This is a genomic window from Megasphaera cerevisiae DSM 20462, assembly GCF_001045675.1.
Taxonomy (GTDB): domain Bacteria; phylum Bacillota; class Negativicutes; order Veillonellales; family Megasphaeraceae; genus Megasphaera; species Megasphaera cerevisiae.
In genome coordinates this window covers 39,509-62,137 of sequence record NZ_LEKT01000010.1, presented here as the reverse complement: position 1 = coordinate 62,137, position 22,629 = coordinate 39,509, and the positions used below count along the sequence as shown (strand labels likewise).

The 22,629-nt window shown below is 47.6% G+C and carries 21 protein-coding genes and 1 tRNA gene; 4 read left to right on the top strand and 18 right to left on the bottom strand.

What is annotated here, in order from left to right:
* Nucleotides 1–24 precede the first annotated feature (24 nt).
* From AB840_RS04795 to AB840_RS04790, 3 genes are all read left to right on the top strand, one after another.
* Complete coding sequence (locus AB840_RS04795; protein WP_200809937.1) at nucleotides 25–792, top strand: Fic family protein; 768 nt, start codon at nucleotides 25–27, stop codon at nucleotides 790–792.
* 164 nt (nucleotides 793–956) lie between these two features.
* Nucleotides 957–1,268 (top strand): tyrosine-type recombinase/integrase, encoded by a 312-nt coding sequence (locus AB840_RS17775; protein ID WP_234984874.1) that lies wholly within the window; start codon nucleotides 957–959, stop codon nucleotides 1,266–1,268.
* A gap of 16 nt (nucleotides 1,269–1,284) precedes the next feature.
* Nucleotides 1,285–2,037, top strand: a complete 753-nt coding sequence (locus AB840_RS04790) for a tyrosine-type recombinase/integrase (RefSeq protein WP_236684548.1) — start codon at nucleotides 1,285–1,287, stop codon at nucleotides 2,035–2,037.
* An 82-nt stretch (nucleotides 2,038–2,119) separates the two neighbouring features.
* Here the strand turns inward: AB840_RS04790 and AB840_RS04785 are convergent.
* Nucleotides 2,120–2,203: transfer RNA gene (locus tag AB840_RS04785), tRNA-Leu, on the bottom strand.
* 171 nt (nucleotides 2,204–2,374) lie between these two features.
* Between AB840_RS04785 and AB840_RS16700 the strand changes: the two genes are divergently transcribed.
* The gene (locus tag AB840_RS16700; RefSeq protein ID WP_143742715.1) at nucleotides 2,375–2,584 is read left to right on the top strand and encodes a hypothetical protein; all 210 of its coding nucleotides are present in this window, start codon (nucleotides 2,375–2,377) and stop codon (nucleotides 2,582–2,584) included.
* A 2-nt stretch (nucleotides 2,585–2,586) separates the two neighbouring features.
* On the opposite strand, the gene AB840_RS04780 is transcribed toward AB840_RS16700, so the two are convergent.
* From AB840_RS04780 to AB840_RS04700, 17 genes are all read right to left on the bottom strand, one after another.
* The gene (locus AB840_RS04780; protein ID WP_048513699.1) at nucleotides 2,587–6,879 is read right to left on the bottom strand and encodes a beta strand repeat-containing protein; all 4,293 of its coding nucleotides are present in this window, start codon (nucleotides 6,877–6,879) and stop codon (nucleotides 2,587–2,589) included.
* 351 nt (nucleotides 6,880–7,230) lie between these two features.
* A complete protein-coding gene (locus tag AB840_RS04775) occupies nucleotides 7,231–8,355 on the bottom strand; it encodes a 1-propanol dehydrogenase PduQ (RefSeq protein ID WP_048513698.1) in 1,125 nt (374 codons plus the stop codon).
* A gap of 15 nt (nucleotides 8,356–8,370) precedes the next feature.
* Nucleotides 8,371–9,807 (bottom strand): aldehyde dehydrogenase family protein, encoded by a 1,437-nt coding sequence (locus tag AB840_RS04770; protein WP_048513697.1) that lies wholly within the window; start codon nucleotides 9,805–9,807, stop codon nucleotides 8,371–8,373.
* Between the two features lie 14 nt (nucleotides 9,808–9,821).
* Nucleotides 9,822–10,631, bottom strand: a complete 810-nt coding sequence (eutJ, locus tag AB840_RS04765) for an ethanolamine utilization protein EutJ (RefSeq protein WP_048513696.1) — start codon at nucleotides 10,629–10,631, stop codon at nucleotides 9,822–9,824.
* Between the two features lie 14 nt (nucleotides 10,632–10,645).
* Nucleotides 10,646–11,287 (bottom strand): phosphate propanoyltransferase, encoded by a 642-nt coding sequence (locus AB840_RS04760; protein ID WP_048513695.1) that lies wholly within the window; start codon nucleotides 11,285–11,287, stop codon nucleotides 10,646–10,648.
* Between the two features lie 44 nt (nucleotides 11,288–11,331).
* Nucleotides 11,332–11,628, bottom strand: coding sequence for a propanediol utilization microcompartment protein PduA (gene pduA / locus AB840_RS04755; protein WP_048513694.1), 297 nt, complete (start codon nucleotides 11,626–11,628; stop codon nucleotides 11,332–11,334).
* Nucleotides 11,629–11,669: 41 nt separating this feature from the next.
* Entirely contained in the window at nucleotides 11,670–11,930 is a 261-nt protein-coding gene (locus tag AB840_RS04750; RefSeq protein ID WP_048513693.1) for a EutN/CcmL family microcompartment protein, read from the bottom strand.
* A gap of 24 nt (nucleotides 11,931–11,954) precedes the next feature.
* On the bottom strand, nucleotides 11,955–12,656 hold the full coding sequence (locus AB840_RS18145; protein ID WP_072061758.1) for a BMC domain-containing protein: 702 nt from the start codon (nucleotides 12,654–12,656) through the stop codon (nucleotides 11,955–11,957).
* 20 nt (nucleotides 12,657–12,676) lie between these two features.
* Complete coding sequence (locus tag AB840_RS04740) at nucleotides 12,677–13,420, bottom strand: hypothetical protein (RefSeq protein WP_048513692.1); 744 nt, start codon at nucleotides 13,418–13,420, stop codon at nucleotides 12,677–12,679.
* A gap of 17 nt (nucleotides 13,421–13,437) precedes the next feature.
* Nucleotides 13,438–13,716, bottom strand: a complete 279-nt coding sequence (gene pduA, locus AB840_RS04735; protein WP_048513691.1) for a propanediol utilization microcompartment protein PduA — start codon at nucleotides 13,714–13,716, stop codon at nucleotides 13,438–13,440.
* Between the two features lie 82 nt (nucleotides 13,717–13,798).
* Nucleotides 13,799–14,605: a propanediol utilization microcompartment protein PduB gene (pduB, locus tag AB840_RS04730; protein ID WP_048513690.1), complete on the bottom strand. Its 807-nt coding sequence runs from the start codon at nucleotides 14,603–14,605 to the stop codon at nucleotides 13,799–13,801.
* Between the two features lie 17 nt (nucleotides 14,606–14,622).
* The gene (locus AB840_RS04725) at nucleotides 14,623–15,561 is read right to left on the bottom strand and encodes a glycyl-radical enzyme activating protein (RefSeq protein ID WP_048513689.1); all 939 of its coding nucleotides are present in this window, start codon (nucleotides 15,559–15,561) and stop codon (nucleotides 14,623–14,625) included.
* 36 nt (nucleotides 15,562–15,597) lie between these two features.
* Entirely contained in the window at nucleotides 15,598–18,180 is a 2,583-nt protein-coding gene (locus AB840_RS04720; RefSeq protein WP_048513688.1) for a glycyl radical protein, read from the bottom strand.
* Between the two features lie 242 nt (nucleotides 18,181–18,422).
* A complete protein-coding gene (gene metK / locus AB840_RS04715) occupies nucleotides 18,423–19,586 on the bottom strand; it encodes a methionine adenosyltransferase (protein WP_236684547.1) in 1,164 nt (387 codons plus the stop codon).
* A gap of 26 nt (nucleotides 19,587–19,612) precedes the next feature.
* Nucleotides 19,613–20,509 carry a PocR ligand-binding domain-containing protein gene (locus AB840_RS04710; RefSeq protein WP_048513686.1) on the bottom strand — a complete coding sequence of 299 codons (897 nt, stop codon included), beginning with the start codon at nucleotides 20,507–20,509 and terminating at the stop codon, nucleotides 19,613–19,615.
* A gap of 134 nt (nucleotides 20,510–20,643) precedes the next feature.
* Nucleotides 20,644–21,192 carry a BMC domain-containing protein gene (locus AB840_RS04705; RefSeq protein WP_048513685.1) on the bottom strand — a complete coding sequence of 183 codons (549 nt, stop codon included), beginning with the start codon at nucleotides 21,190–21,192 and terminating at the stop codon, nucleotides 20,644–20,646.
* A gap of 3 nt (nucleotides 21,193–21,195) precedes the next feature.
* Nucleotides 21,196–22,518, bottom strand: a complete 1,323-nt coding sequence (locus tag AB840_RS04700) for a 4Fe-4S dicluster domain-containing protein (protein WP_048513684.1) — start codon at nucleotides 22,516–22,518, stop codon at nucleotides 21,196–21,198.
* Between the last annotated feature and the right edge of the window lie 111 nt (nucleotides 22,519–22,629).

Here is a 22,629-nt window from a genome sequence, read left to right as displayed (position 1 = left end):
AAAAATCGTACTTTATTGAAAAATATGGATACGGTAGAAAGGAATCACCACATGCAACCTATTTTAAAAGAAATAGACAGTTTAAAAAATAAACTGCGGAATTTGCGCCCATTAAACACAGCAGAATTACAGAGACTTCGTGATGAATTTGTGATTGAAACAACCTATAATTCAAATGCCATTGAGGGAAACACCCTGACATTACGTGAAACCGCTTTGATTTTACAGGAAGGTATTACGATTGCAGAAAAGCCACTGCGTGACCATCTGGATGTCATTGGATTCAAAGATGCTTTTTATTATATTATTGATCTGGCATCCCACAACGCTCCGCTGACAGAACAAACAATCAAAACAATTCATTCTCTTGTTCTTATGAATGATCGGGAAAATCGCGGCACATATCGAAATGTACCTGTTCGCATTCTGGGCGCAAAGCACACTCCACCACAGCCTTACCTGGTACAGCCTTCCATTGAACAGCTTATGCAGCACTATGAAAAATGGAAACAAACATTGCATATTATTGAAGCTGTTGCGCTGCTGCATCTTGAATTTGAATCTATACATCCTTTTATTGATGGCAATGGAAGAACAGGTCGACTGCTGCTAAATTTTGAGCTTATAAAAAACGGTTTGCTTCCTGTTGATATCAAATTCACCGATCGCCGCAAATACTACGAATGTTTTGACGCATACCATACTCACAGCAAAGATCCGGGGGAATTAATCTCTCTCATTGCGGAATATGAAAAAGCAGAACTAAACCACTATATTCAAATTATAAAATAAAAATCCCGCATCCTGCTTCAAACAGGACACGGGACAGTGCCGAAGGTATTACCAAGTACCAGACGGCCAATATAATCGCACCACCTATCAAAATGGGCTGATTACCTATATAGTATACCATGTCAGCCCCTATTCTACTACATGTAAAAGGATCTGATTTTATTATGCCAAAATTAAAAAAACGTACCGACGGCCGCTATACTATCACTATTAACGGAAAGCGTAAGTATTTTTATGGCCGCACACGAACTGAGACGCAAGAAAAATGTGATGCATATAAAAAACAATCGAATAATGTAGCCAATTTCAATGCAAATATCACGATTGCTGAATGGGCACGGGAATGGCTGCGTATAAAGGAACCAACCATACCCCCTGTGACAATAAATAGCTACAAACACATCATAAATAATCATATTCTGCCGCTAATGGGTAATGTGAAGCTATGTGAATTAACGGTGATGATGGTACGGTGATTATTAGATATAAAACTTGAAAAAAAGCTGTCTTCACGAACCATCCGCTATCTATACCGTACTTAACGCTATGATCAAACAGGCCGTTAACGATGAGCTAATAGGTAAAAACGTTGTCGCAAAAGTTAAAAAGCCAAAATTAGTGAAAACCCATGAAACAGTTACACTGTCAGCCGATGAAGTGAAAAAGTTTTTGTCTGTTATCAAGAACGAGAAGCACCATGCCTTTTTTAAGCTTGCGTTTGCGTCCGGACTGCGCCGATCAGAACTTCTTGGTCTTGCATGGAGTAACGTTGATTTTAAAAAACAAACTATTACAGTAGAACAAACCGTGATTCGTGCCGGCAATGATATTATACTATCAAAATCAACCAAAAATGCCTCGTCTAAGCGTTCTATTAAAATTGATACTGAAACGATGGCAGAGTTAAAGAAACACTCCATAACCATAAAAGAACGAATGCTATCAACATATGAATGGATCAATAATGATTTGGTATTTCCAGGTGAGAAAGGAAACCCCACGTATCCAACATATGCGTCAGCACTTTGCAAAAAATATGCTACAGCAATCGGTAAACCAGCGTTTTCCATGCACGGAACGAGGCATACCCACGCAACGCTCCTTATTGAAGCCGGTGTTAATTTCAAAGTCATTCAAACACGACTGGGGCACGCATCATTTAATGAAACCATGGATACCTATTCACATCTTACACCAATACTTGAGTACGACGCCGTGGATAAGTTAGAGAAAATACTTTCGTGATGTTGTCAAAATGTTGTCAACACACACATAATTAAATGTTGTCAAATAAAAATAACACCCCGCAGGGTGCTATTTTACTCTATGGTGCCGGAGGTGGGACTTGAACCCACACGGTGTTACCCGTCTGATTTTGAGTCAGGTGCGTCTGCCATTCCGCCACTCCGGCATATTTTACATGTCCTGTTCCTTGGCACGAAATTAATTATACCATAAATACATGGTTCGTCAAGTATTTTTTACATTTAATTTTTTCCTTATATACACAAAAAACCACCAGGCATGCCTGCCTGACGGCTTTTGTGTCATACAGAAGAAATGATCTTATTGGGCCTTTTTCATGGCTTCTAATTCTGCTTTCAGTACTGCGATCTCGTCTTTCAAATCTGCGACTTGTTTTTGTGTTTCATTGGATTCTTCTATGACCGGCGGCGTTTCAGACCCTTGTCCTATGCCAAAGGTAACGCCGAAATTTGCCGCAGTCTTACTGCCGCTGCCAAAGGAATGCGATGCCCCGAGAGACAGGAGAACCGCTCTGCTGGGACGATAGAATCAGCCGAGGGCAGCCGCCTGCGTGCCGTCGTAGGTACCGACAGCCGCGCTGAGCTGGAATTTGGAAGCGCCTTCGAAAGGCAGCGGATGAAGCCCCGCCAAGGCAGCGGAAATAGCGCCGACACTGTCTACTTCTTCACCCAACTGATGCACGCTGCGGCCAAGGGAGTCCACACCCTTCCAAAGCTCGGTATCCGCAGCCTGAAGGGCATCCGTTTCCGTATTGATAGCTTCATGGTTTGCCAGGGCGGCGTCCGTTACAGACGAATCGTTTTTTCCCGTAATAACTTCCAGTTTAGTTGTATCGCCTATTTTAGCGGCATTGGCGTTGACCGCTCCCGTAAGGGTCTCCGCAACCTTGCCGTCCGTGCCCTTGACGTCGATTTTATCGGTCCCGACAATTTTTTTCAGTCCCGATACATCTTGTACCGCACCGGTAATATCAGAAATATTCGTACCGTTGATCGTTCCTGTCACATTGAGATCCCCATGTACCGTCGTATCACCTGTAATGGTGTTGCCATTTTCTGTCACCTTGATTCCATTGGTGCCAGAAGAAATGATCACACTGTCTTTATTGGCGGTCACGGAATTATTGCCATGACTGATGGATGAGCTTTCATCATTGACCTTTAACCCGCTGTCTCCTTTCGCAACATTGAGGTTTCCATCAGAATCATACTGTACAACATTTCCCTTGGCAACGTCGACACCCGTTATTTTCTGGATTTGCCCTACCGTAGCAGCATCGTGAAGATCGATGCCGTCCGCTACATTGATAACGCGGCGCGTAATAGCATCACCCAGTCCGGTGGAATTACCGACAGAGATTACATTCGTATCCGTCGTCGAAGTACGGCTGCCCTGACCGAGTGCCACGCTTCCCGCACCGTATGCCCAGGTATTGGCACCAAAAGCCGAGGCTTTTTCCGCATATACGTGGCTGTCCTGACCGATAGCCGTACCATAGGCATTACTGACACCACTCTGCGCCCCTACGACAGTAGCGCCTTTGGCACCGGCACTGCTGGTACCGCCTACTGCCGTCGCGTTCATGCCGTTCGCTTTGGCCGATGCGCCAAAGGCCGAAGCCTGGGCACCGTCAGTCGAGGCACCATCACCCACCGCCGTACCATATCCATCCGCCACAACGCTGTTCACACCCAAAGCCAGCGCATGAGAGGTATATTCGCTTCCCAAGGTTCCTGCCACCACGCCGGCACCGACCAAACTCTTGCCGGCTAGTTCAATGTCAGCCACATTTTTGAGGGTTGTACCTGCGCCGCCTTTATTAAAGGTTACATTTGTTTTATCTACAACAATCTTACCATTTTCATCATTGGTCTGATCGTACAGCACCGCTCCGTCAGCCAAGCCCGTCACGGAATCTTTTATGCCGTTGAGCTGTTTCATATTGACAGCATCGGTATTCTTGACACCATCCGATAGGTTAATAATGCGGCGTGTCGCATTGCTCTTGCCGACGGATACGATACCGTGGATATCGCTTGCAAGAAGATCGGATTTGAATACGACGCTGCCGGCACCGAGGGCCACCGAGTTATCGGCACCTGTTCCCACGCTGGCACCAAGACCAAGAGCAGTGCCTTTAACTGCATTGACAACCGCATTTTGCCCAAATGCCGCGCCGCCGTTTTCGGTCGCCTGTGCCTGATTACCGGCGGCAACGGATTGGTTTTTAGTGGCTTTAGCACCATAGCCGACAGCTGTACTTTGTACACCGGTTACATTGGCATTTACACCGATTGCTGTCCCCTGCGCATTCTGAAAGGCATCCCAGCCTGCGTCTACGTTGGCATTCGCTGTATTGACCGATGCGCCATTCCCAACCGACAAGCTGCCAGCGCCGCGTACGCTGCTGCCCTTTCCAATAGCCGCAGACTTCGTATCTGCCGCACCGTTTTCCGTCCAACCGTCTTTAGCGGCATACACCTTGCCGTTTACCAAGCCGGCGCCAGCAAAGGTGGAGGTCTGAGTACCCATCTGGATATCGCCTACATTTTGCAGTTTGGCTCCTCCAACAGTAATACTCTGTTTTGTCGCATCATCATATTTCACTGTCAGGGCATCCAAGTCAATGACACTATCCTTTACGGCATTGACTTGTTTCATATTGGCCGCATCATTGTCATCTCTGCCGTCTTTTACATTAGTAATACGGCGCTGCAAATCTGTTTCATAAGTAGTGCCATCCGCTTTTTTATCACCGCCTTTATGGCCTACGGAAACGACGGCATCTGATTTCGCGACGCTGTCCGCCCCAAGCGCCACAGTGTTATATGCATCGGCAAAACTCTGATAACCCAAAGCCACACCGTTAGTCCCTGTAACGTTGCTCTTAGATCCAACGATAGTCGCATAGCTGGCATTGTTGATACTGCTTCCCTGTCCTATAAGGGTGCTATAGCCTTGGAATCCGGAATTTTTCACCGTGATGGAGCTGCCCTGACCAACCAGCGTACTATAGGCTACATTTTCTCCGATCATACTGCCCTGTCCAATGACGGTGCCGAAAGCAGATCCAATCGTGCTATCCTTCCCGACGGCCACACCATAAGCGGCATGGATCTGGCTGCCATTGCCGACAGCCGTGCTTTGCTGATATTTCACATAACTTCCTTCACCAAGAGCCAGGCCTGCCGCTGCAGCGGCATCCACCGTCCCCGGCACGATGCCAGCGGCGGCCAGCTGCCCACCGGTTACGGCATCATGAGATCCGGTTTCGATACGACCAACAGCTACATTGATGATGCGGCGTGTAAATCCATCTGTGCCAGATTTGCCGACGGACACAACACCATGGATATCGGTATCCGGCACATCCGATTGTCCAACGCTGCTATCAGCGCCTAAGGCAACAGAATTCACAGTCGTTACTGAAGACCCGGCACCTAACGCCGTGCTCTTAGCGGCCCCGCCTTGAACCATGGCCCCCTGGCCAAAGGCCGATCCAGATTCACCACCGCTATAGGCCGCAATCCCTACAACCGTGCTGTTCTTAGCGCCAGAACCGACACTAAACTGATGGCCGCCGCCAAGACCGCCTTCGGTTTCCTGGATCGGGCTACCAATAGCAATGCTGTTTTCTGCTCCCGTACCAATCTTAGCAACTTTACCGATGGCTATGCCATTGATAGACTGTACCGCAGACCCCTGTCCAACGGCGATGCTGTCATCTTTGCCCACGTTGCTTCCCTGACCAATAGCCACGCTCTTGCTGGCACTGACACGTGCCCCCTGCCCCAGAGCAAGAGACCGTTCTACGGGTGCGTACTCGCCGTCTACGATAGCCTGACTGACAGCAGCTCCCGCCCCAAAGGCCGCGCTCATGGTTACATTTTCTTCTACCTCACTGCCATAGCCAACAGCCGTACTGTACTTATTATGTGCTATGCCAGGAATCAATCCTGCTTCCTGGAAGCTGTGCTGTTCCGCTTTGCCATTGAAAAAATTCGTCGTATTCATGACGATATCATCTACATTTTTCAGCTTTGTTCCTGCATTATGTCCCTTGTCGTCCGTCACGCCGGCAAACGTAACAGAACGTTTATTGACAGAACCATCTGCATTCCGGTCATATGTAACCGTCTGTCCTATTGTAGCCGCATCCGTATCCCTGATCCCGTCTGCTATATTGATAACGCGGCGGGTAAAGCCATCGGTGCCGGATTTACCGACAGAAACGACATTATCCTCCGATATGGCAGTTTCGCTTGCCTGTCCTAATGCTACACTGTTTTCTCCAAATGCATAAGCATTCGCGCCGAAAGACGACGCATTTATATCATATGCATGACTCTGAAAACCTATCGCGGTAGCATTTTCTTGAGTAGCACTATTCCAAGCGCCAATGGACGTAGCTCCTGCTGCCGAAGCCTCACTGCTGCCGCCTACGGCTGTTGCGTCTTCACCTTTAGCGAATGCCAATGCACCAAAGGCTGTTGCCCTGTTTCCTTGCGACGATGCGTTATTTCCGACCGCTGTACCATGCCCCTTATTATCAACGAGGCTGCCAGTTCCCAACGCTAAAAAGGTATCCGCTCCGTCGCCCACTGTACCGGCTTCCACACCTGCTTGTTTCAAGGCTTCAATATATTCCCCATCTGTCAACACTATGGTTTCTGCCTGCACGGCAAAGGGAACTGCCCCAGTGCAGAATAGCGCCGCCAGCATGGCATTGGCCGCCTTCTTTTTCCAAGACCCCTTCTTTCCCTTACTTGTCACTCCCACGAATAATACTCCGTTGTCATTTTCACGATGTTCTGTATTCATACTGCTACATCCTCCATTCCCAATACGTTTATAAAGTAATGTATTCAGCCGTAATGAATTCTGCTTATTTTCTTACAACTAAATATATATCGTTTATATCGTACGCAGGGAATGTATCGGATTATGAAATACCTCTGTAAATCAATAGTAAATAATATATATATTTTATTTCATCGTGTTATGTATTTTATATTGTAAACCATTTTATTCAGGTCATGCATGTGTATTTACTATGTTTTGCGGGAATTTACATGTAAAAAAAGACCACCGCATATGAAAGTCAGCCAGTAGTCCTATTCGACAACAAGCTGCCCTTCTATTCGGTAGTCTTTATGTGGGCATTTATTACATTTAATATGCGTTTTTTAATAATTCGACAGCCGCATTATAGGTCAGCGGACGACGGTTTTCCGGGAGGCACCGATCCTGCAGGGCATTTTCCGCCATCTGCGGAATCATCGCTTCGTATTCGCTGCGTGATACGGCTTTCGGCAAATCCGATACCCGTTTGGGCATGCTCATGTCATCCATGAGCGCGCTGAGTACGGCGCACAAAGCCTGCACGGCAACGCTTGGCAGCATCGTCCGCGGCGCAATACCTATTTTATATGCCAGATCCGCATATTTGGCCTCTACAGCAACGTCCTGACTGTTATAAGCAATACTGGCCCGCAGGAAGATAGCGCATGCCAGACCATGCGGTACATGCAGCATGCCGCCCAGCTGATGAGCCAGACTATGTGCCATCCCCAGGCCGCTCAGGTTGAACGCTGTGCCAGCCAGGTTGGATGCTGTCAGCATTTCCTTACGGGCTTTTATATTAGCCCCATAATGGTAGCATTTCGGCAAGGCCTGCAGTGCTATTTCAAAGCTTTTACAGGAAACGCCGTCTGTAAAGTTAGAGGCAGAAACGGACACATAGGATTCGATTGCATGCGTAATGACGTCAAAGCCTGTATTAGCCGTAATAGCCGGCGGTACCGTCAGCGTCAGATGCGGGTCCAGAATGGCAATATCCGCATACATCAGGTCGTCGATGAGAGCAATCTTCCGTTTTTCCTGATCATCCGTAAATACGGCAAAAGCTGTCATTTCAGAACCTGTGCCGCTAGTCGTCGGAATGGCAATAAAGGATGGTTTTTTTATAACTGCCTTACCGGATACGGAAAAATAGACCACGCCTTTTGCCGTGTCAATCGCCGCACCACCGCCAAAACCGATAAGAATCGTAGGCTGCAGCGTAATTGCGGCTTCCACGCCCTTGGCAATAACGCCCAGCGTAGGATCCGGTACCGTGCCGTCAAAGACGGTCACGGTATTGGACGAATCCAGATTATTGGTTACTAACTCAATGGTACCATTATCATTCAGGAACTTATCGCATACGATCAATACCCGTTCATTCCGGTAGGTCTGCAAGGTTGCCAGTGAGTTTTCTCCCGAAATTACTTTCGTTACGATTTGGCATATGGCCATATTCGTTCCTCCTAATTAACGGATGTTAAACATATCCTTCAATACGCATTCACGACGGCGGCAGAAGGATTTTGGACTCGTGAGCCCTTCCCCTGTGGGGCCTGCGATCGTAAAGGTCGGATAGCCTTCCCCGCCGATACCAAGACCAGCAAAGGACGGACCGTTTTTAACAAAAATAGTGGTTTCCATCAATTTTGCCATCTTGCTCAGTTTGGTAATATTGGTGGAATGCATCATAGCGCTATGACGGTTGCCATGTTCTGTTTCATGAGCCCATTCAATAGCCTGATCGACATTGTCACAGCGTACGAGGGGCAGAATAGGCATCATCATTTCTGTCTGGACAAAGGGATGATCTTTATTGACTTCCATAATGATCAGACGTTTGGAGTCATCGACTTGGATGCCGATTTTGTCCAGAATATATTGTGCCGATTTGCCAACGAATTCGACTTTAGGACCGCCCTTTTCGTTGGAAACCAGTCTCCACAATTGTTCGATAACATTGCGGTCTTTGATCTCGTATGCGCCGGCACCTTTCATATTAATCATCAAATAATCAAAAATAGTGTCTACAGCAAACACTTCTTTTTCCGCAATGCAAGGCACATTGTTATCGAAGGAGCTGCCAGCTACGATATCCTGCGCAGCTTGCTCAATATTAGCGGTTTCGTCGACAACAGCCGGTGGATTGCCAGGGCCCGCGCCGATTGCTTTTTTACCGGAGGACAATACTTTCTTTACAATGCCGGGACCGCCTGTAGCAACAAGCATACGCACCTTCGGATTGTCGATCATTTCGTTGGTTGCATCAATTGTCGGTTTGCGGATCATGGTGATCATATTATCAGGCGCACCTGCTTCTACCAATGCTTTATTTAAGGTCTGTACCAGGAAGATAGAAGTCTTGCAGGCACGAGGATGGGGACTGAATACAACAGTATTCCCGCCGGCAATCATGCAGATCGAATTATTGATAATCGTTTCTGTCGGATTTGTCGTCGGTGTAATAGCACCGATAACACCAAACGGGCAATATTCAAATAGGGTAATCCCATGATCACCGGTGCGAGCATCCGTTATCAGATCCTCAATTCCCGGTGTGTATCTGGCAGCTGCCGTGTTTTTAGTGACTTTATCTTCATAGCGGCCAATGCCGGTTTCTTCTACAGCCATACGGGAAATGATTTCCATAACATCTTTTTTCAGGCAGGTCTTGCGAATGACATCTACCCATTTCTGACGTGTGCGGGGTGGCTGAAACAACAACGTATGCTGTGCTTCGGCAGATGCGTCGATAGCCGCACCTATCGTTTCAAATACACCGTATTCTTCTTTTGCTGCAGGAGCGGCAGCGGCAGCGGCACAGGGACGGCTACCTTCTGTCTGCAATTGTTTTACAGCCTGTGCAACTAATTGCTGCAGGACTTCAGGATCTATTGTGGCACTCATTATGTTACCTCCATTTATACATTTACAGCAATTCCCAAGGGTGTGACAAATAAACAGTCATTTGGCTTCATCGTAGGAATATGCAGTATTTTTTCAAACACAGTTTCAAATTCTGTAAAGCAGCAAGCTCCGCCTACTACGTATATCTTGGAAACATCACGTCCCGAAACAAACCGCTGGACAATTGTCGCCATTTTTTCGACAACAGGCTTTACAACCGGAAAAACTTCATCTTCTTTGGCAGTATCCTGCTTCATCACTTCCGCTTCGTCAAAGGTCAATCCGTGATAGCCCGCCAATACCAAAGTCATGTGTGTCCCGCCGGTTGCTTCATCGGCAGTAAAGGTCACTGTGCCATTATTCAGGATGCTGATGCCCGTCGTACCACCGCCTACGTCTACAACCGCCCCGTCCTGTATCTCCAAAACAGTGGCAGCTGCCGTAGGTTCATCAATGACGCGGGTCACTTCCAAGTCGGCTCCTTCTACGCAGTTTGCGATACAGCGTACGTTTCCCTCGAGAATTCCCGGCGGGATAGCCGTGGCAGCTTTTATCAGCTCTACACCGAGTTTTTCTTCCAGTTGCCCTTTCATTTTTCGGACAGCCTGAACGGCCCCGACATAATCAACAACGATACCGTCGCGGACAACTTTGGATGCCGTGGTCATGCCGGCTACAGGCCTGTTGTTACTATCCACGACAGCGACAACGATATTGGCTGTGCCCAGATCAACACCGACCTTCAAAGGTCCGTCGAAAGGATTCACATGCCCGGTATGGACTAATGCCGCAAAATCCGCCAAACGTTTGTTATCTATCAACATGATATGCTCTCCTATTACCGATTCGGGCTAATCATCACATAGTCCTTATTGCTTAAAGAGCAGGCATTCGCTTCGTCTACATCGACGTGTATTTCCAATGCAGATTTGTCAGACACACGGATCACGACATCTCCCAAAACACCATGGCGTTCGCCAAAGGTTTCCACATTGACGATCTCACCGTTCGCCAGATCTCGTTCTTCAGCCTGAGCCGGTGTCATGTGAATATGACGTTTGGCAATAATGACGCCTTGCTTCATATGAACAGTACCGCGGGGTCCGATGAGGGTAATCCCCGGCGTGCCATCCAAATGACCGGATAAGGTAATAGGAGCGTTTACGCCTAAACGGCGCCCGTCGGTCTTGCTGATTTCCACTTGGCTTTCCGGCCGGATCGGACCAAGAATACGGACGTTTTTGAATTCGCCCTTCGGTCCTTTGATGGTAACCGTTTCATTCGCTGCAAATTGCCCGGGCTGGCCTAATTCGCTTTTTTTTGTCAGTGCATAATGTTCGCCGTACAGCGTATCCAAATCAGCCCTGCTCAAATGAACATGATGGTTTGAAACACCCACTTTGATTTTAAATTTTTCATAGTAATTGATTTTTTCAATCAATGTTTTTTTAATCAGATTGGTCAAATCTTCTTGACTCATTCGCAAATGCCCCTTTCCCCCTGTTTATATGTACTGCTTGTCTATTATTCAGCAGCTGGGGTTTCATTCAAATGAGGCAGTATTTTTTCAACATCCGTGTGAGGACGCGGAATGACATGGACAGATACTACCTGACCCACAGCTTTAGCCGAAGCAGCGCCGGCATCAACAGCTGCTTTTACAGCACCTACATCACCGCGAACCATGACGGTTACCAAACCGGAACCGATTTTTTCATAGCCAATCAAATATACATTGGCGGCTTTAACCATTGCGTCGGCTGCTTCAATAGAGCCGACAAGACCTTTCGTTTCGACCATTCCCAGTGCTTCGTTTGCCATTGGTTTTCCTCCTTTATTAATAGTGCATTCGCAAGTACCTGTTAGTTGACGTAATCGATAATGCCAACAATAGCCAAGTCCACAGGCTTGCCATGGTTTGCTTCGCGGGTACGCACAGCAGAACCGCTGGCCACTAATACCAGTTCACCGACACCAGCACCGACATAGTCTACAGCGACTTCTTCATTACCATAGGGGACACCTGTGCTTGTTTCGAATCGGACGATCATGAGTTTGGATCCTACGAGTCCTTCTTCCTTCTTTGTGGAAACGACAGAACCTGTTACTTTTGCTATTTTCATGATATATTCCTTCTGTTCTAATGCTTATTTCATATCAGTCGTGAGACTGTTTTTATCGTCTTTTTTAGATTTCGTACTTCCTTTAGTTCGTCTTGTACGGCTCGTCGTTCGCCGTACCGCACGTTTGACCTTCGGTTTTTCCGGTATGGCCTGGACAGGCTCCGCCGGGGTTTCCAGAGAGATGGCAGGTTCCACAGATGCCGTTTTTTCAGCGGCCTGAGTCTTCTCTTTCGGTATCACTTCCTGGCTTGTGTTTTCCGAGATCGGAGAAATGACATCTGCGGCCAGCGCCAGCTGCGTTTCCGGAAGATCCGGAACCGCCGCAGCAGGCGCTTCCTGTACCGGTTCTGTCTTCACAGGTTCCGGATCCGGTTCCTGCACTGCTTCTGCTTTTTGTTCTGGTTTTGCTTTTGGATCGCCGCCATAAAACATAGGCGGTTCTTTTTTGTCCGGATACCGAACAAACATGCCTCCCGTACTTTCATTGGGGCGGGCAATGATATCGACAGACACGAGTGCGCCGAAGGAAGCGGCAACAGCTCGTCCCGCTTCGACAGCAGCCCGTACAGCGCCTACATCACCGATTACCTTTACAGTCATCATGCCGTTGCCGCGAGCGCCTTCAAGCTCGACGAGCACAACGTTTGCAGCTTTGACCATTGCATCGGCAGTTTCAACAGCACTGCTCAACCCTGCTACTTCTACAAGACCTAATGCTTTTTCCATGAATACTTCCCTGCCTTTGGTCACGTCAGATTTTTAATAAATTGAATCTTTCTTTTTGCTGCTAATTCCTGTGCATACGCCGTTACAATGGTGTCCGAAGCAACTGCAATACTCTGACCATCCCTGTATGCATCAAGATCTGATGCCGTAATGAGACGGTTCTTTGTCTCTATCATGTCCGGCCGGCATGCGGTTTGTATTGCATTCTTCTTCCGAGAATCTGAGACGGTCGGGAAACTGGCACAGGGCCAGGCCCCAATAGACACATCGTACTGCAGAAGCATACGGTAATATGATAAAACCCGCTGCACGTATGCTTCCGGTTCTTTTCCCGTAAAACGCTGGAGTCCCGAAAGGAGAATATGTACGGAAGCGCCCGCTTCCATACACTTGGTAAACCACCTTGTCTCAAAGGTATCGCTGATGCACAGCGCCGCTTTGGCAATAAAAGAACGTGATGTCACCGGATACACGGTCAGCGAACCTTCCGCATGAAGGTTCGCTGACGCCGTCCGGCTGACTATCTTACAAAACGGGCAGTCAGCTTGTATGCGGCTGATCTGAACAGTAGACCATTCGTCAGGAATGACAGCGGTCACCTCATCTCGATCAGTCAAGATGTGCAAAAATGAATCGTATCGAACATCAAAGGAATTTTCAAAGACGACATACAGCCGGCGTTTTGCCTGCTTTTCTTCTTCCATGACCTGCCGGATTACCCGCAGGACCATTTCTCTGAATTCCGTTCCATTGATATCCAACATATCACCTCATCGGTAGATTAATCCAAATGCGGCAGAATCTTTTCCACATCTGTATGAGGACGAGGAATAACATGAACGGATACCACTTCACCGACGATTTTAGCTGATGCTGCGCCAGCGTCAACAGCAGCCTTGACAGCTCCTACATCGCCGCGGACCATAACGGTTACCAAGCCGGAACCGATTTTTTCGTAGCCGATCAATGTTACGTTAGCAGCCTTGACCATTGCATCTGCTGCTTCGATGGAGCCTACGAGACCTTTCGTTTCTACCATACCTAATGCTTCATTTGTCATTTTAAAATCCTCCGCTTCATTATTATGCGTTTATAGTTTTAATTCTTTACTTCATAACACGTACTTATAACACAGATTTATATCAGATGTACGGCGTCGTCGTGGATTTCGGTTTTTCACCGAGAGCGCCAAGCAATTTCTTGCCTACGACGATAGCCGCTTTGACAGCCTGCCGTACAGCGCCGGAATCACCACTGAAGCACAAGATAACTTCGTTTGAATAGCTTGTACCGCCGTTGCCGGGAGATGAATAGCCTACTACTTCTACATTAGCCGCTTTAACAGCCGTATCGGCAAGAACCACACCGATAGCGGCCGGACCTGCGCACGTCATGCCAAAGGCTTTGCCGAATTTGGCACCCAACGCCTTTTCAAGGCAATAGCTGGCACGGGCGGAATACTGGAATTCCAGATGACCTGCATCGTTGCCATATACATCACCGAAGTATTTCGGCAGCACCTGCAACGCTGTTTCCACAGCACGGCGGGCATCGGATACATCTTCAGCACCGATGATAATCAAAGAGCCATGACCTGCACCGCCTTTGGTATCACGGGGAAGTTCGACAGAAATAATTTCTGTATTGGTTGCTTTGACAGCGTCATCAACAGCCATGATCTGCGGACCTGCGCCGGTACGTCCGCCAATGATACCAATAGAACGGAATTTCCCCAAATTCATGGAGTCCTTCAGCATCGGATCGACACTGGCAATAACAAGACCGATTGTATCACCAAGTGAGGTTCCTACAAATTCGGTTCTGCCGACAGCCGTGTTGATTCCCGTAGCATCCCCCTTCGTCTGTGTTTCTGCTGCCGGTACGGCTGCGTTCGTTCCCAGTTCAGCCTTTACCTGGTTCATAACTTTTTCCAATAATTCCTGATCCATAATGACCCTCCTTAGGATTATTCATCGCCTATCCTGCAGCGTACACCAGCCTGTTCAATAATAGGACGATACTTTTCTAACTCTTCATTTGAAAGTGATGCAACACTTAGGCGATTCATTTTATATTCGCAGCCCATCATTCGGTATTTATTTTCTCCCAACGAATGATACGGCAGAATATGCATACATTCTGTGTTCCCAAGCGAAGCCGCAAAACGAGCAATATCGCCTATTTCCTTTTCCGAATGATTAAACTTCGGAATGACCGGAACCCGTATGGTGAGCGGGGAAAAAGCTGCAATTTTTCTGGCATTACTCAAAATCAATTCATTGGATACACCGGTAAATGTCCGATGCTTTTCCGGATCCATATGCTTAATATCCATGAGAATATGATCCACATACGGAATGACATCCAATACATCACAAGGTTCCGCACAGCCTTCGGTTTCAATAGCCGTATTCCAGCCCTGAGCCTTACAGGCCTTCAGCAGTTCACGGGCAAAATCAGCCTGCATAAGCGGATCGCCGCCGGATAGTGTCACGCCGCCGCCAGAATGACGGAACGTAGACCGGTCTTTCTTCAAGATATCAATCAATGACCGGACATCAATATGCTGCCCTTTCATGACAAGTGCTCCCACAGGACAAACCGCAGCACAATCGCCATTGCCCGTACATGCATCAAAATTAAAATGCCGGACGCCGTCATCAGTAAACGTGACAGCGTGCTGCCTGCAGGCGCTTTCACAGCGCCTGCAGTGCACACATTCTGCTTCATTATACATTACTACGGGGCGGCGGCGCTGTGATTCGGGATTGCTGCACCACCAGCATGAAAGAGGACATCCTTTCAAGAATACAATTGTTCGGATACCCGGCCCGTCATTCAAGGAAAACCGCTGGATATCAAAAATATCGCCTTCTTGTTTGTAATCAACAGTTACAACGCTCACGCTGCTCCCCCTCTCAGATTTGCCTCCGCAGTGGGATTAAAATACATGTTCTGTTCTGTTGATGATGTTATCCTGTACTTCTTTCGCCAGGGAAACGAACTGAGCGCTGTAGCCGGCAACACGGACGACGAGGTCTTTGTGCTGTTCCGGATGAGCCTGCGCTTCCACCAAAGCCGCTTTGTCAATAACGTTGAACTGAACATGCATGCCTTTATTTTCAAAGTATGCGCGGCACAATGCTGCGAAACGCTTCAAACCTTCATCGCCGGCCAGAGCAGACGGGCTGAATTTCTGATTGTACAGCGTACCGTTGGAGAAGGTTTCATGTTCGAGCTTGGCAACGGACATAGATGCTGCTGTCGGGCCGCTGGTATCGCAGCCGGCACGAGGAGATACGCCATCGGCAAGCGGAGTCCACGCCAGACGGCCATCCGGAAGCGGTGCAACATCTTTCCCGAAGAGAACATTGGCAGATACAGGGTAGCAGCCTGCCTGGAATTGACCGCCGCGGGGATTTTTGTATTTTTGTACTTCCCGGGCATAAATTTGGCCTGCTTCGCGAGTAATCTGATCTACAAAGTCATCATCATTGCCAAACCATGTTGTATTTTCCATGATGCGTTTAATATTCTGATATTGTGTTGCATCACCAGCTGCTGCCGGAGCCTGTGTCTTAGTGGTACCGCTCTGAATGTCTTTCTGGAGCTGGTTGATATCAATGCTGCCGTTAGCGCTGAGAATCCGTTTGACGGCTTCATAAATTTGGCGTTCATCCATGCCTTCGATAGATGCGTTGCTTTCGCAGCAACCATTGCCGAACCACTGTTCTATCTTGCCGGTTTCATCAGCATAGCCGAAGTTATGATTAATTGCGTCAAAGAGCTGTTCCATCGTAACTTCTTTCTTTTCAAATACGTGTTTCTGGATTGCTGCGAAGGAGTCGCCGTTATCTGCCACACCAAAAGCCTGCGGGCCGGTGAAGTTGTAAATCGCGCCGCCTTCCTGAACGGATTTGCCGCGGCCGATGCAATCATCTACCAATGCAGACAAATACGGGAGCGGAGCACGTTCCATATGTGCGTAATCGACGCAGTTATCTGCTTCTGCCAAGAGACGAACGAAGTATTCCATCTGCTGCTTATATGCCAGTATCAATTCTCCGAGGTTCTTAAAGTCTTTCATTTCACCGGTTTTAGGCCCTAACTGGAGCTTGCCGTTGCGGCCGTTATGGAGAGTGACATCGAGAACTTTTGCAATATTGAAGAACGCCGCATCATGCCAGCCTTCTGTCTTATGCGGAACCTGCGGTTCTACGCAGCCGATAATACAATATTGACGGGCATCCTTTAAAGGAATTCCACGGTTCATCATGGCCGGGATGATAACTTCATCGTTGTACATAGCCGGATAGCCATAACCGAGACGCACAAGTTCGCACGCACGATAAAGGAATTCATCCGGTGTTTTATTCCAATAACGGATTGAGAAGGACGGCGCCGCCATGGCCACATGAGCAGCTGAATCAATCATCATGTAGGAAAGTGGATTCGTAGCATCTACGCCATCTTCATTCTGACCGCCGCACTGAATATTTTGGAAAATAGCGTATCCAGCAAATGCCTGATCAGAAACGGCATCACGTGTCTTATTCAGATCATTAAATTTGATCCATATGTTATCAAGCAGTTCCTGCGCAAAATCCTGACTGATGTTTTTATCCGCTTCAAGATGGGGATACATATACTGATCAAAACGACCCGGAGAAATGGAGTGTCCGCTGGATTCAATCTGAAGAATCAGTTGTACGAACCAGAAGCCCTGCAAAGCCTGCCACCATGTCGTTGCCGGATTTTCCGGAACCTGACGGCAATTAACCGCCATCTGTGTCAACTCGGCTTTACGGGCAGGATTGCTTTCCTGCGCAGCAAGCTGATCGCAAAGGTCTGCATAGCGGTGCGCGTATGCCGTAGCCGCTTTATACGTAATAATGACCGCGTCATAAAAATGGCATTTTTTGATATCTTCCGGAGAAGTGCCGTTCAATTTTGCTTTAGCCGCTTCGGCTTCACGGATAATACCGGAATAGCCTTCACGAAGTACTTTACCGTAGTCGACGCATACATGACCGACACCGTTAAAATAATAGTTTCCTACTGTAAAAATACCGTTTGCCTGTGCATCAAGGCAGGGTTTGGACATATACGACGTTGCCAGATCACTCGTCGTTTTACCCGGCCAGTAGAGAAATGCGTCATGCAGGCGCTTTGCCGTATCCTTCGGAATATCAAAGGGGTCGGCCATACGGGTAGCCATCGTATCAAATTCTTTTTCTACCCAGTCAAACGAGAATTCCGGATAAATCTGGCAACCGTGTACGCCTACGGTCAAAGACCCTACAATCAATTCGTTATCACGAACAGCAATAGGAGTTTCGTTTAACAGCTTTTCAACAGCCTTGGCACGGCGGAGAATAATCGGCAACCCTTCCGTTTCCTTATACGAAGCGGTAATTAATTCTGCACGATCTGCTTCGACCGTCGGTGTTGCATCATAAATCGCATTCTTCAGAGCTTTAATACGGTCTGTTGGTTGTGTAAAACCTTTTGCTAATACATCCATAAAATGTAGCCTCCTTGTGTTTTTCACATACGTAGTCATCAAATTGCCATGTTTGACAGCATGCATTATCTGCAATCCGATGTTTCGTGATGATTATAACATTAAACAATACGACTTAATTATTTCATGGTCGCCGAAATACTACTATTTTGATTGATAAAACGCCATTTTTTTGCAAAAAAATGGCGACTGCAGCAAATCTATGTGATTGACTGCAGTCGCGATCTTGTATATTTTGTATATTATATTGCAGCATTCCGTAATGCTTCCGCTTGATCTGTCCGTTCCCAGGCAAACCCTTCATTTTCTCTGCCAAAGTGTCCGTATACAGCAGTTTTTCTGAATTGAGGACGGCGCAGATCCAGGAGTTTGATAACGTCAGCTACGGCAAAGGAGAACACAGCAGCTACGGCCTTCTCAATCCGTTCGTGCGGTACATGCTCCGTACCGAAGGTCTGAATCTGTACGGCCTCCGGATATATGCCGCTGATCGCATAGGCAATCGACACCTCGCAGCGATCACACAATCCGGCGGCCGTAATATTTTTAGCTACATATCGTGCCATATAGGCTGCACTGCGATCTACTTTAGTTCCATCCTTACCGGAAAAGGCTCCGCCGCCATGTTTTGCGATGGTTCCATACGTATCCACCATGATTTTCCGCCCTGTCAGACCGGTATCACCGGCAGGTCCGCCAATGACGAACCGCCCTGTCGCATTGATGTGAACAGCAGTATCTGGCCGCAGCCATTCCCCGCATACCGGATCAATAACGACCTGCCTGATAATACGCCGCAATTCTTCCTGTTCCACTGTTTCGCAATGCTGCGCGGATACAATCAGGCTGTGAATACCGTCAGGCCGGCCCTCCTGATCAAAATGCATCGTCACCTGCGATTTGCCGTCCGGACGAAATATCTTCCCCAGTTCAGTTTCATGGCGCATCCGATCCAACTGCCGTACAAGTCCCTGTGCCAGATTGCAGGTAACAGGCATGTAGTTTGCCGTCTCGTTGGTGGCGTAACCATACATAATACCTTGATCTCCGCTGCCAACAGCTTCCGCTTCCCGGGTTACTCCCTGACGGATATCCGTGGATTGCTGATGAACGTTTGTAAAAATAAGGCAATCCGCCGCCGTAAACCCTAATACCGGATCCGTATATCCGATTTCCCGTATGACCTGACGCGCTGTTTCCGGAATATCGACAGCCGCCGCAGCATGGACTTCCCCGGCAATCGTCAGCACATTTCCAGAAACAAAAGATTCCACGGCTACATGCGCTGTACGATCCTGCGCAAGGTAGGCATCAAGAATCGCGTCAGAAATCTGATCGCAGATCTTATCCGGATGCCCTTCTGTCACGGCTTCCGATGTTAAAAATGTATACAGGCTGTTTCCCAATATATCATCTCCCATGAGAGCCGCCGTTACCGTATGTCAAACTTCTTGCGGTAGGCATGCGGCGTTTCTCCCGTAAATTGTTTAAATATTTTGCAGAAATAGCTGGTGCGGTGATACCCTAAATGCCTGCCAATCGAATCAACGGATGATTTGGACGTTTTCAGTATTTTTTCGGCCTCACTGATACGGCACTGATTAATATACTGCATCAGATTCATATTCATTTCCTGCTTAAACAGCTTGGAAAGATACGATTCACTCAAATATACTTCCTCCGCAATCATCCGCAGCGATAAGTTGCAGTTCAAATGATTTTTAATGTATTCTACTGTTTTTCGGATTTCGCTGCGTTTAATCGCAGCCAGCTCCGAATTCCGTTCACCGCTGATTGTCTGTGTCGCGTATGCCATATCCAGCTTATGATCGCTGAAGGGAAAGTAGCAGGTCGTCAGTGTATTCAGCACCCGCGAGGCGCTGACTATTTCTTCATAGCGGTACTGAGGCACCGATTTGAAGTAATGAAACGCATAGCTGTCTTCCTCCCATTTCGTAGCTTCCTGCAAATAAGGAACCCGCGCATCAGGTGAAGACATTTGTCCTGAAACAATAAACCCATGAAGCTGGTTTTCATGTACGACCGGCACGGCAAAATCGACTAATCCCGCATGGCAGCGGTACGGGCAGCAGCTCTGATTTTTAAATGTTTCCAACCCGCCGCACAAATCACACTGGCTGCATTTATCCTGAAAGGCAGGAATGCTTCTCATAAACTGACAAAATTTAGTGAAATTATACTTACTAGATCGTTCCCGGCCTTTAATATCTACATAAACGCAGGCAATGCCTGTAGCATTAGTATAGTCATTCATGATACTTCCGACAACCTTTTTCACACAATCGTCTTTCATTAATGTAATAGCCATAGTGATTTCCCTTCCACAGATACTGTCCCTGATCTGTTGTTGAAAACAGTTCCCTATTTCTCGTGTCTACCACATCAGTATATCATACCAGACTATCAATTCATAACTACAGGCTATACTTTTATGTGATAGGATTAGAACATCGTTGCCCAAAACTTCTTAGATGGTTTGGGTATAACCTCTGTATCCACTAACAAGCCGTTTCCTTCTGTTTCTTCTATTGCAGCTTTGACCGAAGCTTCCACAGCACCCACATTTCCGGTAAACGCAAAATAAGCCTTGCCACCCAAACCGATGCCGAGCCGAAGCTCAATCGCATCAATGGCCGCGGCCTTGAGAGCTACATCCGCCGCACGAATCATGAAAGCCAGGGAAAAAGATTCAATAATTCCCAGCGCATCCAGGTGCTCGGGCATGGTTGTCCCCGTAATAGCCGGAAAAATTCCTGCGTGAACATTCGGTATAACAACAGAATCCACATATGCACCTTCACTGGCTTGTTCGCCAACCTTCATCGCATTTTGGACAGCAGCCACATCTCCGGCAATAACTGAAATATATTTTCCGGGACAAACCGACCCTGCTGTCACTACTTCCACTTCTGACGCCTTGGTCATTAAATCATTGGCATACATCCCTTTGCCGATACTGGACAATTCCAGCATCCCAATTGCTTTATACATACCTTATCCCACCTTTATTGTAATTTCCTGATCGGTTATACTTGCGACCATACCGTTCACGCTGGCATGAACGGCAGCACCAAGAGTCCCTTCCGGAACGTCAGCAATCAACTGCCCCTTTATCACCACGTCACCTGCGGCAACGACAGCGACGGCAGGTGCTCCGACATGCTGATGCAGAGAAATCCGCACTTCTGGAGAAGCAAAGGTCACATCGGTCATGGGTGCCGGCTTGTCAAAGGCATATAATCCCAAATGCCGTATAAGACGCTTGACTGGAAGGCGCCGGTAATCCCGTGCCGCAGAAGCGTGATACGCTTCTGTCAGGGGCGTATACCGGAGTTTATTAGCTCCCAGCTGCTGTTTGATCATAAAATTAATCTGATGCGGCTTCAAATGAGCCGGACAGGAAAACAAGGTACATATACCGCATTGACTGCATAAATTGGCTTGGGTCAATTCCTCCAGCCGGGCAAGATTATATTTGACCGCCCTCATGATTTTATGAGGATTCAGATTATGCCCAATCAAGTGACGCGGACACAGATCCGTACACATCCGGCACTGTTCACAAGCGCTGCGCCCTTCCAAAAAGGCCGTCCGGTCCGTTGCTGTCTTTTTGACGATAAGAGGATGCTCCGTCCGCAGGACAATATATCCCTTGGTCTTTTTCATAACCGTCGCATCCATATCCTTCAGAACCCGCCCCATCATAGGACCGCCGTCAATAACAGCATATCCATCCAGATCCGTAATTCCCGCCTTGGCGACAACCTCCTTCATCGGCGTGCCTACGGGAACTTTCATGGTCAAAGGATGCGGTACGTCTCCGGAAACCGTCACAAAGGAATCTGTTACGGACATATCCTCCATAGACCGATTGACATTCAGCGTCGTTTCAACATTGATAACAACACAACCGACTTTAATGGGAATACCGCCCTCCGGTACGATCCGTCCTGTCAATTCATACACCATGATCTGTTCGTCTCCGGCAGGATAAAAATCTGCCATTTCATGAATTTCAATAGCCAGTCTCAATTCCCGGATTCGCCTGCGCAGTACATCAATGACATCACCGTGCTTTTTCTTGATACCGATAATGGCATGTTTCACCTGAAGCTGCCGTGCTATCGCATCAAGGCCATACAAAATGCTGTCCGTATACAGTACAAGCAGCTGCTGATCAACCCGCAAAAGCGGCTCGCATTCAGCAGCATTCAGCAGCACGTAATCTGCTTCACCGGATACCTTAGCATGAGTGGGAAATCCGGCACCTCCGGCACCGATTACCCCGGCGTTTTTAATCTTATCTACTAAGCTCACACCTGTCACCTCTATATTATATTTGTATCCTGAATTGTGCATGCAGCTGTCAAACTGAATTTACTAAATTATACCATTTTTCCTTTTAGGGAATAATACAAATGTCAAAAA